The 15,251-nt window shown below is 36.4% G+C and carries 10 protein-coding genes; all 10 read left to right on the forward strand.

Annotated elements, in window-relative coordinates; genetic code table 11:
- Window positions 1-407 precede the first annotated feature (407 nt).
- The gene (locus IPM14_06285) at window positions 408-2,981 is read left to right on the forward strand and encodes a M28 family peptidase (GenBank protein MBK9097730.1); all 2,574 of its coding nucleotides are present in this window, start codon (window positions 408-410) and stop codon (window positions 2,979-2,981) included.
- Window positions 2,982-3,093: 112 nt separating this feature from the next.
- A complete protein-coding gene (locus tag IPM14_06290) occupies window positions 3,094-5,853 on the forward strand; it encodes a choice-of-anchor D domain-containing protein (protein ID MBK9097731.1) in 2,760 nt (919 codons plus the stop codon).
- Window positions 5,854-5,863: 10 nt separating this feature from the next.
- The gene (locus IPM14_06295) at window positions 5,864-8,302 is read left to right on the forward strand and encodes a T9SS type A sorting domain-containing protein (GenBank protein ID MBK9097732.1); all 2,439 of its coding nucleotides are present in this window, start codon (window positions 5,864-5,866) and stop codon (window positions 8,300-8,302) included.
- 258 nt (window positions 8,303-8,560) lie between these two features.
- Complete coding sequence (locus IPM14_06300; protein MBK9097733.1) at window positions 8,561-8,989, forward strand: hypothetical protein; 429 nt, start codon at window positions 8,561-8,563, stop codon at window positions 8,987-8,989.
- A gap of 268 nt (window positions 8,990-9,257) precedes the next feature.
- Complete coding sequence (locus IPM14_06305) at window positions 9,258-9,740, forward strand: hypothetical protein (protein ID MBK9097734.1); 483 nt, start codon at window positions 9,258-9,260, stop codon at window positions 9,738-9,740.
- A 30-nt stretch (window positions 9,741-9,770) separates the two neighbouring features.
- Window positions 9,771-10,364 (forward strand): hypothetical protein, encoded by a 594-nt coding sequence (locus IPM14_06310; protein ID MBK9097735.1) that lies wholly within the window; start codon window positions 9,771-9,773, stop codon window positions 10,362-10,364.
- 29 nt (window positions 10,365-10,393) lie between these two features.
- Window positions 10,394-10,957, forward strand: a complete 564-nt coding sequence (locus tag IPM14_06315) for a hypothetical protein (GenBank protein MBK9097736.1) — start codon at window positions 10,394-10,396, stop codon at window positions 10,955-10,957.
- 29 nt (window positions 10,958-10,986) lie between these two features.
- Window positions 10,987-11,559: a hypothetical protein gene (locus IPM14_06320; protein MBK9097737.1), complete on the forward strand. Its 573-nt coding sequence runs from the start codon at window positions 10,987-10,989 to the stop codon at window positions 11,557-11,559.
- A gap of 136 nt (window positions 11,560-11,695) precedes the next feature.
- Window positions 11,696-12,076, forward strand: coding sequence for an Ig-like domain-containing protein (locus tag IPM14_06325; GenBank protein MBK9097738.1), 381 nt, complete (start codon window positions 11,696-11,698; stop codon window positions 12,074-12,076).
- Entirely contained in the window at window positions 12,009-15,236 is a 3,228-nt protein-coding gene (locus tag IPM14_06330; protein ID MBK9097739.1) for a hypothetical protein, read from the forward strand. Before IPM14_06325 ends, IPM14_06330 begins: the two co-directional genes overlap by 68 nt.
- Window positions 15,237-15,251: the final 15 nt, after the last annotated feature.

The raw sequence follows: 15,251 nt of genomic DNA on the forward strand, positions 1-15,251 counted from the left end.
AAATTTTGTGCCCCTACGAAGGTAATGTGAGAATGAAAATGTTATTGCTGAAATAATTAATACTAATGGAGGGAAAAATGTATTGTGAAAAACAAAAGGACAATTCACTGTATTTAATGGTGTACATAACTTTGTTGATGATACTCATTTTTTTGTTAGGATATATTTTCCAAATTAAAGCTGAAAATAAAATTGAGACAAAGAAAATAATTTTATTGAAATAGAATAATCGTAGAGACACGCGATCTTGTGTCTTTACAAATAAAATGTGAGAAATGAAAATGTTATTATTTAAATAAAAAATAACCTCACCCTGTTTCCCTCTCCCTGCCTACCGCAGGCAGGCTTACCAAGGAGAGGGACTAAGGGAGAGGTAAATATTTAACAATCCATAACTAGGAGGATTTATGAAAAAGTTTTTACTTTTTTTGTGCTTACTTATTTTGTGTTCGTCGACACTGCTTGGACAAGATGAATATCCACGTCCTCTAGAAGAAGTAGACGTCTCACAAATCTGGCATTCCACTCCCGGAGTGATTCCTGAAAATAATATGATGTATGATCCGATTGTATCTGACATCATAAATCAAACAAACCTTGATTCACTCGTCTCTTATGTTCGTATTCTTTCAGGAGAAGATTCAGTATGGATAGGCAGTACAAAAGTATTGATACAGAATCGTGGAAGCAGCGGAGGTGATCTGGCTGCTGATTATCTTATTCAAAAGCTCGCATCATATAACCTTGAAATATATGATCAAATTTATAGCAGCACCGGAAGAAATGTGTATGCAATGCAAGAGGGTTATCTATATCCTGAGCAACAATATATCATCTGTGCACACTATGATGCAGTAGATGTCTATTGTGCTGATGATAATGCCACTGGTGTTGCTGCAGTAATAGAAGCTGCGAGGATTCTGTCAAAATATGATTTCAAGTACACGCTTATCTATGCACTCTGGGATGAAGAGGAAATTGGTTTAGTCGGAAGCAATTATTATGCATCGCAGGCATCATCGAATCAGGATGATATACAGGGAGTATTGAATATGGATATGTTAGCCTGGGATGGAAATAATGATAACCTTCTCGACATTCACACACAGAACACAGGCAACTCAAACGATCTTGCGAACCTGATGGTTGTAGTTAATTACTTGTATGGATTGTCACTTAATCCTGTAATCTATAATCCGGGCACCTGGCAGAGTGATCACTCTTCTTTCTGGAATCACGGATATGGTGCTATACTTCTTATTGAAGCTTATTATGGTGGTGATCTAAATCCATATTATCATAGTATAGATGATCGAATAGACAAATTCAATCTATCTTACTTTCATAATTTAAGTAAGCTTTCGATTGGTACTATTTCATCGTTGCTTGAGGCAACGCAAGACACACTCCTTGCTTCTATTACACCAGATCTTGGATATCAAACATATCCAGTAAATGTTCAGATCAAAGGAGTGAACACACACTTTCAGGAAGGAACAGGAACAGAGCAAGTTTGGTTCTCAATGGATCAGGAAACAATCTTAGCAGATAATTTTAATGTAAACAGCAACACATTATTGAGTGCACAATTTCAAATACCGGCTACAGCAGCAATCGGTTTGTGGGATGTAATTGTAGAATGTTCAATTGATGGAATTATTTCCAAGGCAGAAGCATTTGAGATTCTTCCACCACCAGCGATAATAGTTGTTCAACCTGATTCAATTGTTGTTGGTGTATTGCCCGGTTCAACTAAAACAAAAATATTAACAATCAGTAATGAAGGAGAAACGGATCTAAATTTTAATATCATCGGTGGATTTAGCTCAACTAATTATGCACTGTTGTACGATGGTATGGATGATTATGTCGAAGTGCCCGATAATCCAGAACTTAGTGCCATCGGATCATTTTTTACTCTTGAATTCTGGATAAAAATAGACTCGTACCCAAATATTCAACGAGAAGTATTAGGAAAATGGGGTAATGGATATATAGAAGATGATGAATACGCTATATGCATCGACCCATCTGGAATTCTCGGTATAGGTATTTCAGGTAATACAGGTCAAACTATTAAAGCAGAAGTGTTTTCTGACCCTATTCAACCACAAATCTGGAAGCACATCACAGTAGTATTTGATGCTAATATTAGTTCATTAAAAGTTTATGGAGATGGAATATTAGAGGGAGAAGCGAATACAAATACGATTATTATGGACCGGGATACTGATCAATCATTTTTTATTGGCGCTTATGATTTTTCATGGTCTTTCTTTAAAGGTTTACTTGATGATGTCAGGATTTGCAATGTTGCAAGAACTCAAAGTGATATTCAGGAAGATATGTATCAGCAATTATCAGGAAGTGAAACAGGTTTACTTGGTTACTGGCAATTCAATGAAGGAACAGGTGATATTACATCCGATAAAACAGTAAATGCCAACAATGGTTCACTTTTCGGTGGTGTGCAGTGGACTACTTCCTCAGCACCATTAATGCCTGGCTGGTTTTTCACGAGTACAGATTCTGGAATCTGTTCTCCACACACATCAATGGATATTGAACTGCTCTTTGATGCAACCGAAGTTGATACCAGAGATTACCACGCTTCAATAATTGTAAAAAATAATGATCCTTTTACACCATCTGTTGTAGTTCCAATTCATATGATAGTTTCATCGTCCGTTGGAATTGAGGATGGATTAAATAATCCACTGGTTTTCAATCTTGAGCAAAATTATCCAAACCCGTTCAATCCCAGTACAACGATAAAATACTCAATACCGATGTTAAGCAAAGTTAAGTTAACACTCTTCAATTTGCTGGGTGAAGAAGTAACGACTTTAGTGAATGAAGAAAAAATTGCGGGAAATTATTCTATTGAATTCAACGCAACATTACTGCCAAGCGGTGTTTATTTCTATCAATTGCGTGCGGGTGAATATACAGCAGTGAAGAAAATGATATTGTTGAAATAAAATAATTAACCGTAGAGACAGGTCGCGACCTGTCTCTACAAATTTAATGTGAGAATTAAAATGGTATGGTACTCTAAATAAATATTTATCAATCCATAACTAGGAGGATAAAATGTTGAGTTATACGAAATCCCGCAACGCGGGAAAAACTTCTCTACAAACTTTGTTTTTCTTTTTAATTGCTGTGCAGATTTGTTTTGCACAAGCACCAGTAATTTCAGTCACACCGGACTCTTTAATCGAAGATTTGTTATCAGGTAAAACAAGTGAACAAACACTTACCATATTTAACAATGGGAGTAGTGATCTGACGTTTGAGATAAATGTCAGAGATAATTTTGAGTTATTTCTTCTTAATTCAACCGACGATTATTCTATAGTTAGTTCAACTGATCCTTTAGAAGTAGCTAATATACCGGTAACCGACTACAAGAGTTATAGTGGAAATAGTTCATCTACGGGAAAGACATTTCTTCTCGAAAAAAATGAAAAAATTTATGAAGATAAATCGCTGGCGGGAGGATTAAAAATACTATTAATCACGTGCGGCGGTATGCCGAGTGAAATAAAAGATGCGTTACTAAGTTTTCCGGATATTCAGCAGGTTGATATTTTCGATGCATCAGGTTCAACTCCAACTATAAATCAATTACTCCCTTATCACACAGTAATAGCAATGGACAACACTCCATATTCTGATCCCGTCGAGTTGGGTAATATATTGGCTGATTATGTAGATGCCGGAAGAGGACTTATACTAACTGTTGCAACATTTGCTTCTGGATGGGAAATTACGGGACGTCTATTGGAAGATGAGTATTTTCCATTCAACATTGGTTATGGTCCCGTTGGAGGAGCAACACTTGGAACATTTAATCCAACTCATCCGATTATGCAGGGTGTAACATCAGCTTATGGAGATTTACTTGTAGATTTAACGGTTGCTAATGGTGCGGAGTTAGTAGCAAGCTGGGATACTGGATGGCCATTCGTGGCAACCAAGGGAAAAAATGTTGTTGCAGTAAACATATATGTAACAGAACCGGGTTATTGGACTGGTGATATTCCTTTACTTCTTCACAATGCTGCTTTCTGGGCTGGCAGCTGCAGATGGCTTTCTGCTGAGCCTGATAATGGAACGATTACCGCAGGTTCATCAATGGACATAACAATGAAATTTAATGCCGCAGGTTTAACTGGTGGTGAATATAATGCCAATATAAAAATATCCAGTAACGATCCCGTTACACCTGAGCTGATTGTTCCTGCACACTTATCTATTACAGATGCACCTGCAATTTGGACAAATACGGATAATATTAATTTCGGTGAAGTATTCCTTGGAGTATCTGATACATTTTACCTTGAAGTAAGAAACATTGGCTCACAGGACTTACTGATAATAAATTCAGCTATTCAACCAACCGAGTATACGGTATCGCCCGCGTTTGCAGGTATTGATCCGGGAGGGAGTGAAATCTTTACAATATCGTTTCTGCCAACTCAAGCTGGGAACTATCCCGGTACATTAACACTGACTAATAACGATCCATTGTACGACAATTATGTAGTTGACCTGAGCGGACAGGGAGTAGAGCCACCGATAATTGTTGTTTCTCCTGACTCATTGGTAGTCGGTGTGTTACCTGGTTCCACAAGAACAAAAATACTAACTATTAGTAACCAAGGCGAGAGCAATCTTTACTTCAACATTATCGGTGGTTTTAGTTCAACTAATTATGCGTTGCAGTTTGATGGAGTTGATGATCTTGTTGAAGTTCAAGATAATGCTAGTCTTGATATTTCAACTGAATTGACAATTGAAGCGTGGGCAAAGGTTGATTATCAACAATTTTATACAAACCCCGCAATTGTTTGCAAATATATTCATCCAATATCTGGATATTCTCTCAACCTTTTTTCGTATATCAATAATCCAATGACACTAGAGTTCAGAGATCTAAATTCCAATTGGTGTTATGTTTCAAGTTTAACAACAGGACTCAATGATTTTACATGGCACCATTTTGCTGGCACTTTTGACGGGGTGAAATTACGCATATATATAGACGGCATTCTGGATAATACTAGTCCAGATTATGTAACATCCATACTGTCAAATGATCTAAATCTAGCTATAGGCGGCGTCGTAAATATACAACAATGGTTTAATGGATTCATTGATGAAGTAAGAATTTGGAATGTTGCAAGAAGCCAACTCGAAATTCAAAACTCTATGTATAAGCAACTTAATAACATCGAACCAGGACTTGTAGCTTACTGGCAGTTTGATGAAGGAACCGGTACTATTACTTACGATAAAACTGCAAATGCGAACAATGGGACACTTAACGGAGGTGTTCAATGGACGGACGTTGCACCGCTTTTGCAGCCTGGTTGGTTTCTTATGAGTACGGATTCAGGAGTTTGTTTACCACACACATCAATGGATATCGAACTACTGTTTAATGCAACGGAACTTGATACCGGTGATTATTATGCTGCCGTAATTGTAAAAAGTAACGATCCTTTTACACCATCGGTTATAGTTCCGATTCATATGAAAGTTTCAACTTCAGTAGGAGTTGGTGATGGATTGAATACTCCAATGGTTTTCAATCTTGATCAAAATTATCCGAACCCATTCAATCCCAACACAACAATAAAATACTCAATACCTGAATTAAGCAAAGTAAAGTTAACGCTCTTCAATTTGCTGGGTGAAGAGATAACAACTTTAGTTAACGAAGAAAAGGTTGCAGGAAATTATTCGATTGAATTTTCCGCGGCATCATTGCCGAGCGGAGTTTATTTTTACAGAATACAAGCTGGTTCTTTTGTTGACACTAAGAAAATGATTTTAATAAAGTAATGGAGGCATTATGAAAACTTTAATTCAAACTCTGTTTTTCTTTATACTTACAACGCAGATTTGTTTTGGGCAAGATTTCAATTCAAACAATCAGCAAGATTATAAATCCAGAAAATTTATGATGAAATCTCACAATCCCAATCTCAAATCTTTTCCGGAAAAATCATTTTATAAACAGAAAGAAGATTGGCAATACATAATTGATACTACATGGGGACCCGGCTTACCACTTGCGCAGAAGCAGCAGATATTCAATATGTTCGCCAATAGTCTTCACAATTCTTTTGATGGATTTAATTCTCTCGGAATGACAATTGAGGATTGGGATACATTAAGAAACTATTATTATTCGAAAATAAACTCGACAACAAGTCGGGGAAGATTTTCAGCAATAATGAATTATTTATGTTCTAAGCTAAGAGATGGTCATACTTATTGTGATGATATTGGTGTTTATAGCACCCCATTAAATCCTGGTGTCCCATTTTTTATGTTTAGTGGTAATATTAGGAATGTAGAACATTTTGGAGCCGTGACAACTATTCTACCCGATAGTAATGTTATGATTTTACGTGTTGTCAATAATCATCCGCTCAATCTTGTGCCCGGAGATATTATTCTTGGATATGAAGGAGTTCCCTGGAAGGATTTGATTGTTGAATTAATGAATGCCGAGCTTCCAAATTATGATTGGTGGGGCGCTTATGAAGGTACTTATACAGATCATTTATTCATAGGTGCTGGAATGAATTGGCATTTATTTGATACAATTGATATACTGAAATACTCAACTGGTGATACGGTACATTTATCAGTCGCACCCTTAGTGAATCTGAACGTCCCCTCGATGTTAAATAATGAGCAAATAGAAATTCCAAACATTCCATTCCCGAATTATTTCAATGGTCAATATGTAAGCTATGGAATCCTGAATAACACAAATATTGGTTATATCTATGTGCTATCAGAAACTGGTACAGGCAATTCAAATTTTGACCAAGCTGTTGCTTCATTGCAGAATACCGATGCGCTAATAATTGATATGCGATGGAATGAAGGTGGTACAACAAGTTGGTCAGGAGCTTTTAACATTTTAGCGAATGAGAGTTTCCCTACTCTTGAATATGCTATGCGATGCAGTCCTTCAGACTTTACGTTGTGTCCGAACGGCAATGTAGGCACTTGTTTTGTAAATGGATCACAAACAAAATATGACAGACCAATAGCAGTATTATTAGGTCCAACTTGTATAAGCACAGGTGATCGAAATGCTTACAGATTAAAATACTTGTATAATGTAAAAACATTTGGGAAACCAACTTGGGGAACTCCTGGTTGGGATATCGACTTTAGTACCAGTACTTGGTATATGAGGCACTCTACTGGAGATGCATTTCATACAAATAATCCCGGATATTATTTGCAAAGAAGAGAATTCCCAATTGACTACCCGGTTTGGCATAATCGTGATGATGTTGCCGTAGGTAAAGATGCTGTTGTAGAAAAAGCACTTTGGTGGATAAATAATTTGGTTTATCCGCATGATAATGTAACTGATAAAACTTATTATTCTCCATCGGATGACACGATTCATTTTTCAACAATTATTGAGAATCCGAATTCTCATCAGCTATCAGCACGTGCATATCTCAAAACAATTGAAGGTGTTCTGATTGATTCTGTCAATCTTGAAAAACAAACATTAAACTCAGACAGCGAAAATTGGATAGCACGCATTAGTAAACCAAGTTTTGAGGAAATATTCAAAATAGCCCTCACTGTATTCGATGAAACGGCATCAGAGCGATTCACAGTACCAAATGCAACTCGTTTTGCTACTTCTGGTCCCGTAGTGTTGGATAGCGTTACTTACACAAAGAATTTTGGCAAATACTTCTGTAGACCGTATATAACAAATAAAGGAGATTCCAGTCTCCACAATATTTCAGGTAAGCTTATAAGTAATGATGCTTGGGTAACCACAATAAATCCATCAACCTGGTTGATACAAAATCTACCACCTGATGTTTCTACACCTTCAGTTGGAGCTTTGATAGTGAGCGTGATTGATACCTTATTCCCAGCATACTTCAATTTTGAAGCTCATATTGGCTGCGATAATTGGCCTTTTTGGGAAGATTCGATTTTGGTGATTGTTGGAGTTGAAGATGAAATATCATCGCCAACAGAGTTTTTGCTTTTACAAAATTATCCGAATCCTTTCAACCCAAGCACAATAATCAGTTATCAGTTACCTGTAAGCAGTGATGTAACGCTAAAAGTTTATGATGTCCTTGGGAATGAAATTGCGACACTTGTTGATGAATACAAACCATCAAGCAGGTATGAAGTTGAGTTTGATGCGGTTTCTTTACCAAGTGGTGTTTATTTCTATCAATTAAGAGCAGGTGACTTTATACAAACACGTAAGATGATTTTAATTAAATAAAATTTTGGGATCTGTCTCTCAACCATAGGCTGACAAGCTGACCGATCCGGAATATTGATGCGAACTAAAAGCGGAACGGACGGTAGTCCGTTCCCTACACGGGAATGTATGAAATGAAAATGCTTTTATTTAAATAAAAAAACCTCTCCCTTAATCCCTCTCCTTAGTAAGGAGAGGGAAAGAGGGTGAGGTTGTGTTCTTAAAAGATAAAACGGTTCACTAATTAATAATTTATCAATCTTTAAATAGGAGGTTCCTATGTCAAGTTTCTTGAAATACCTAAACAAAGAAAAAAGTGTATTATTTCTTTTGTTTTTTTTATCAACAAGTTTTTGTTGTACAGTATTGGCTCAACCAGTTCATACACAAGGGCATTTATATATAATAGAACTGGATAAGGAGAAAGAGAATTTTGTAAATGAATTACGTCTGGATGTATCTCCTGGTGATTCGATCCAATTTAAAAGTGTAAATGGCGACTTTGCTATTTATGTTATAAATGCAATTAGTTTTCTCCAAATCAAAGATGAAGATCTAAAAGCACGGGTTAATTCTAAGAATCCGGTAAGCGAAATCTATTTGGTGAAGACAGCAACTGACGAAATTGAATATATATATTCTATTTACTGTGTTACTTCAAATAGTTGGCCCGATGCACCGCCACGAATAATTATTGTATCTCAGTAATAAACGGGCGAGTTAACTCTCGCCCTAATTTTTTGAATTCCATAAGTAGAGCAGCTTAGTTCCTTAGAGTAAACTTTACTTTACATTAAAAACTGCGAAAAATCAAAACATGCAACATAGATTCATATCTCTGCAACATAAAGTCAAACTAATTCTTAATTAGTGCAAGCGTTAGCAACATAGTCAATAACTACCGACCTCCCTGATTTATTTTATTTGAGTTGTCATTATTTAACAACATTTTCAACAAAAAAATCAGGAGGACGAAATGAAATCTTTAATTTTAGTATTGGTTGCTTGCCTGCCAGTATTCTTTTTCAGTTGTCAAGAAAATCTAATAAATCAACCAGAAACCTCACAAATTCAGAAAGACAACCTGCCTTTAACTAATTCAATAAAAATTTGCTGCGAAGTCAAAGATCCAAGATATGGAGTCTGTAACCTGAACGGCTGTGTTGACTTCACTCTTGAGATAATCAGGGAAGCTATGCACCCGAGGGCTATACATATGGTATCAGTAAAATTGTATATGAATACAATTCTCTGTGATAAGCTTGGTATGGTTCATCTTGAATGGCGTGCAGAAGACAGAACTGAAGACATAGTTTATGTAAGCGAAGACGGTATCGTACTTCTAGAAAAAAGTTACTGGATAACTAACCGAAATGATGTCGTTTTATTGGTTAAATACCTTGTGACGACAAATGGAATCGGTATTGCAGATGCAAATCTTGTTTCGTTAGAGAAATAATTTATTAACAATAATTAAAGGAGCACTAAGATGAAAAAGTTATTTATTCCTTTTGTTAAAACTGTGGTGTTTTTTTCTGCCTATTGGCTATTTGCGGTGGCAGTTATCAGCCTGGCTGGATGCCAGGAAAACGATATAGCCGGACCTGTTAGCAGCTTTGATAAAGAGCAGAAAGGAACGGCTGACACTTTTTTCCGGGGAATCATAAGACTTGACGGAGTTCTTGACGATCCATACCCGATTGTAAATTCTTTTTACAGAATTTCCGGTGAGATAGAATTTGAAATGCAGAGTATTCTCACTAATTCAATGCCTGTTTTATCAAAGCAAATCGTAAACATCCATTTGGTTGCCAGTGCAGATCTTCAATATGTCTGCACAGTCTGTTCTCCTTCACCGGAAGATGACTTATCCGGATTTTTATCAGAGGTATCTGATGACAGGGTTGCACTTGCAGGTAGCAGTGTATCACTGCTTGAAAAAACCTATACCATCCAGGGACGCGATGATGGAATGATGCTAAAATTGACATTTATAATTTCTAATAGCGGAGTTGAATTATGCACAATGCGGTTGGCTTTACCATCAGCCAGTATCGGAGTTACAGAATTAGATAATTATTAAATAAAAAATTTAATTAAAGGAGCACTAAAATGAAAAATCTGATTGTTTCACTAATGATAATTTCTTTAACATTTATTGTCGGCTGCCATGAAAATTCAATCACGAATCCTGTTACAAATGAAAACGCAAAAAAGTATGACAATAAATCCGATGATACATACTTACACGAAACTATAAGACTGGAAGGAGCATTGAGAGATCCATATCCGGTTATGAACTCTTTCTACATTGTAAAAGGACAAATCGATTATGATTTACGAGTATTTCGAACCGAACGAAGCTCCCCGGCACAGCAGTTTTATGCTTCAATATATTTAACCACTGAAGCGGAATTCAGATATCTGTGTACAGTCTGCTCATCCTCCCCAGAAGATAGTGTGGTAGGGTTTATTTCAAATATTTCGGAGGAGCTGGTTCCTTTGAGTGGAAGCTCAATTTCATTTTTGGAAAAAGCTTATACAATATCAGGCCGTCAAGATGGAATGGTTTTAATAATAAGATTTACAGTTACAAATTACAGAGTCGAGTTAAATACAATGTGGCTTGCTTTGGCAGATAAAAGAATTAAAACCAAAGCACTAAACTATAATTAATTAATATTAATAATTAAAGGAGTACTAAAATGAAAGCTCTAATAGTCGCACTAGTTGTTATTTTCTTTGCATTCTTTTTTGGATGCCATGAAAATTCCTTAACAAATCCTATAACTGATGACAGTGGAATGCAGCATTCTACTCCAATGCAAAATACTCTGGATAAGGATGCATTAAGCTTCTATACCGGTGTAATTAAGCTTGAAGGAATTCTTCTAGATCCAATTCATCGCTTAAATAGCTATTTCCAAATTAGTGGCGTTGTACAGTATAGGATTGATGATGTAAACTTAGACACTGTTCCTCCCTACACTGGTATTAAAGTCAGCTTGTTCGTAAATGCAGAATTAAAGGGAGATTATCCAGGTAATAATGCACTCTGGATAGTAAGGCAAGCAGCAGAAGTAGTTGTTCCTAATAATTCATCATCTCAATTTTTACGATATATAGAAAAAGAATTCGAAGTTCATAATACTTGCGGTGGCAAATTAAATCTCTTACTTACGCTTGAACTATGCGATCAGTATTTATCATTTGAATCAATGCGACTTGTTAAAGTGGATAACACGATTCTGCCAGTTGGGGATCCGATTAGTCAATAGGAGTATTATTTATGTCAGGTATAATCTAACCCTGCCTTCTGATCAAGGCAGGGTTTTTTATTTAAGTCCAATTCTTTCTTTCCTTTGAAATAAATAATTTTAACCAAACAATTATTTGCTTTTTCAGGAGGACAAAATGCGTTCACTTCTAATCTCACTTTCCATATTTATTTCAATCATTTTTCTATTTAGTTGTGGACCGAGCAACACAGTAGAAGTTGAATCTTTTTCTCCAGCGGGTGAAGTTGAGAAAGTTTCTAACTTCGTAATAGAATTTTCTGAAGATCTTGCACCGGCTGAAGTTCAGGATAAATGGCTTGAGGAGGAGTTTGTTACGTTCACTCCAAAGATTCCCGGAAAATTTAAATGGGCATCACCAACCACACTTGTGTTTTCTCCCGATGCCCCGCTTGAACCGATGCAAAGTTATTCTGCAACGATCAACAAAAATGTTTTGTTCAAAACAACTTTCTCTCCTGATTTTGAGGAGTATACATTTTCACACACCTTATTTTGATGTAACAAAAGTTGATTTCTTCTGGACGAATATTCCTTACCAAAATTACAAGCTGAGTGTGCAGGCAAATATTTATTTCAACTATCCTGTTGATCCAAAATCGCTAAAAAATTTTCTGGAGATTAAACGAGCCGGTGCTGAAGTTAATAATTTTCAGATAGTTTCAGAGCAAAGTGCTGATGTAATCGCAATTAATTTCGGTGAAGTGCAGCAGACCGATAAAGAGCAATTATTCTCAGTAAAAGTAAAAGAAAATTTTGTTTCGGTTTTAGGTAAAGAAGGATTGAAAGAACCGAGAACATTTGAAGTTAAACTTCCTCCGATTACCCGTCTTGCAATTACAAATGTAACTGCAGGATTTGATGGAACGACCGGCTGGATTGAAGTTGCTGCAACCCAGGCAGTTGATGAAAAAAGATTAAAAGATTTTGTGACAACTGATCCGGAAAAGAAGCTGAATTTTTCTGTAAGCGGAAACACATTCAGAATTGAAACTGATCTTGGCAATGTTGAAACAGTCGAACTGAAAATTAAAAAAGGTCTTCCCGGTTTATACGGAGGAACACTTGAATATGATTACGAGCAGGAAGTTTCGATGGTGAATGTTGAGCCCTCGATCAACTTTGCAGATAAGAAAGGTAAATACCTGATGCTCGGTGGAGAGGAAAACATTAAAGTTAATGCTGTTAACATAGATGAAGTTCAGATTGAAGTATCGCAAGTTTTTAAAAACAACATCCTGCATTTCCTTAATCAGTACGGATATTATTATTACTACGATGAATATTATTACGGTTATAATCCTGAATATTATGTCGGAGATTTCGGTGAAATTCTTTATGAAGAAAAATTAAAACTGCCACAGGGACAGAATTGGCTGAAAAGTTTTACTGTCAATCTCAATAAAGCTCTGGGACAAAAGTATAAAGGAATCTTTACAGTATCAGTCCGCTCGGAAGATGAAAGATGGAGAAGCGATTCAAAGGTAGTAGCGATTTCCGATCTCGGTATAATCACCAAAATAGCTGAAAATGAAATTTACGTTTTCGTAAACTCAATCAGCAGTACTGAGCCCGTTGCCGGTGCTGAAGTAAGTATCATTTCAACTAATAACCAGACACTTCTTATGTCAAAGACCGATGGTGATGGTGTTGCAGTTTTCAAAGATGTTAAAAAACAAACGGAAGGTTTTTCACCGAGATTAGTAACTGTTGAAAAAGATGCTGACTTCAATTATATCGATTTGAGAGAAACAACAATTGAAACTTCCCGGTTTGATGTTGGAGGACTTACTCAGTATGCTTCTGATTTTAATGTGTTCATTTACGGACCGAGAAATATTTATCGTCCCGGTGAAGAAGTTAATCTTTCCGCAATCGTTAGGAATGACAAAATTCAAATAGTAAAAGATATTCCTCTCATTACAAAAATTGTTACTCCAACCGGAAAAGTTTTTGAAGAGTTTAAAAACGATCTGAACGCTCAGGGTTCATTCGAGCTTTCATTCACGCTGCCGGAATATGCACAAACAGGCAGTTACTCGGCAGATGTTTATACCGGAAGCAAACAGATTGTTGGTTCTTACAAATTCAGTGTCGAAGAATTTGTGCCGGATAAAATCCGGGTGAATGTTAAATCCGATAAAGACAAAACAAAACCCGGTGACAAAGTAACATTTGATGTTTCCGCAGAATTTCTGTTCGGTGCACCTGCAGCAGATATGAAATACGAAGCAGATATCCAGTTAACTCACAGATCATTTACGAGTAAAAATTTTGCCGGGTATACATTTTCAAATTCTTCAATAACGAATTCCGAAATCCAGAATACTTTTCTTGAAGGTCAGCTTGATGCAGAAGGTAAAGCAAAAATAGAATTCAGCATTCCGGAAGGATTACAGAGCAAAGGAATAATAAACGGAACTGCTTATGTGAGCGTTTTCGATCTGACGGGAAGAACCATTACACGTTCTGCTAGCTTTGATGTTTACCCGAAAGAATATTTCATTGGGATAAAATCAACTGAATATTACTACGGCGTGAATCAGAATATTAACTTTAATCTTGTTGCAGTTGATAAAGATGACAAACAGATCAATAATTTTTCTGCAACAGCAAAATTAGTACGATACGAATGGCAGACAGTATTGAAGAAGGATTACAGCAATCGTTACTACTATGCATCCGAGGAAAAAGAATTTACCGAATGGGAAAAAGATGTAACCATAAACGGTCCCACTAAATTTAACGTTATCGTCTCAAAATCCGGAAAGTATGAACTGAGGATTTCGAAGAAAGGCAACGGCGATTACGAACGCACAACCTTCTACGCTTACAGCTGGGGAACATCAACAGCAGGTTCTTTTGAAGTTGATAAAGAAGGAAGAATTGAGATTGTTTTTGATAAAGAGCAGTACGAGCCAGGTGAGAAAGCAAAAATTTTATTCACCTGTCCTTTCTCCGGAAAAATGCTTATCACTCTTGAAAGAGGAGGAGTTTATTCATATCAGTATGTAGATGTTGAAAGTAAATCAGCTGAGCTTTCTCTTTCACTTGGTGATGAACATATGCCGAATGTTTACGTGACTGCAACTCTTTTCAAAAAGCACAGTAAAGATGACACTGCTCCATTCCTTGTTGGACATGGTTTTGCATCGATGAAAGTTGTGAAAAATAAAAACAAGCTTCCGGTTTCCATTTCTGCTCCTCAAAAAATAAAGCCGAATACTACTCAGCAGATCACAATTAAAACAGATTCACAACAAGATATTTATGTAACTGTTGCTGCTGTTGATGAAGGAATACTTCAGATAACAAATTATGAAACTCCGGATCCGTTTAAGTTTATGTATGCAAAACGTCCGTTGATGGTCGAGAGCTTTGATCTCTATAAACTGCTTCTTCCGGAAATTGTAAAAATAGGTTCTTCAACTGGTGGCGGAGAAATGATGGAGAAGCAATTACAGAAAAGAACAAATCCAATTTCTGTAAAAAGATTCAAGCTTCTTTCATATTGGAGTGGAATAAAAAAAACAAATGGTGACGGAACAGTTACAGTTTCTCTTAATATTCCGCAGTTCAATGGCGAAGTAAGACTGATGACAGCTGCTTACTCAGGTTCACGTTTTGGTTCTGCTGAGCAACGAAATAAAGGTTGCTGATGATCTGATAATGGA

Source organism: bacterium (assembly GCA_016716565.1).
Lineage (GTDB): Bacteria > Bacteroidota > Ignavibacteria > Ignavibacteriales > Ignavibacteriaceae > IGN2.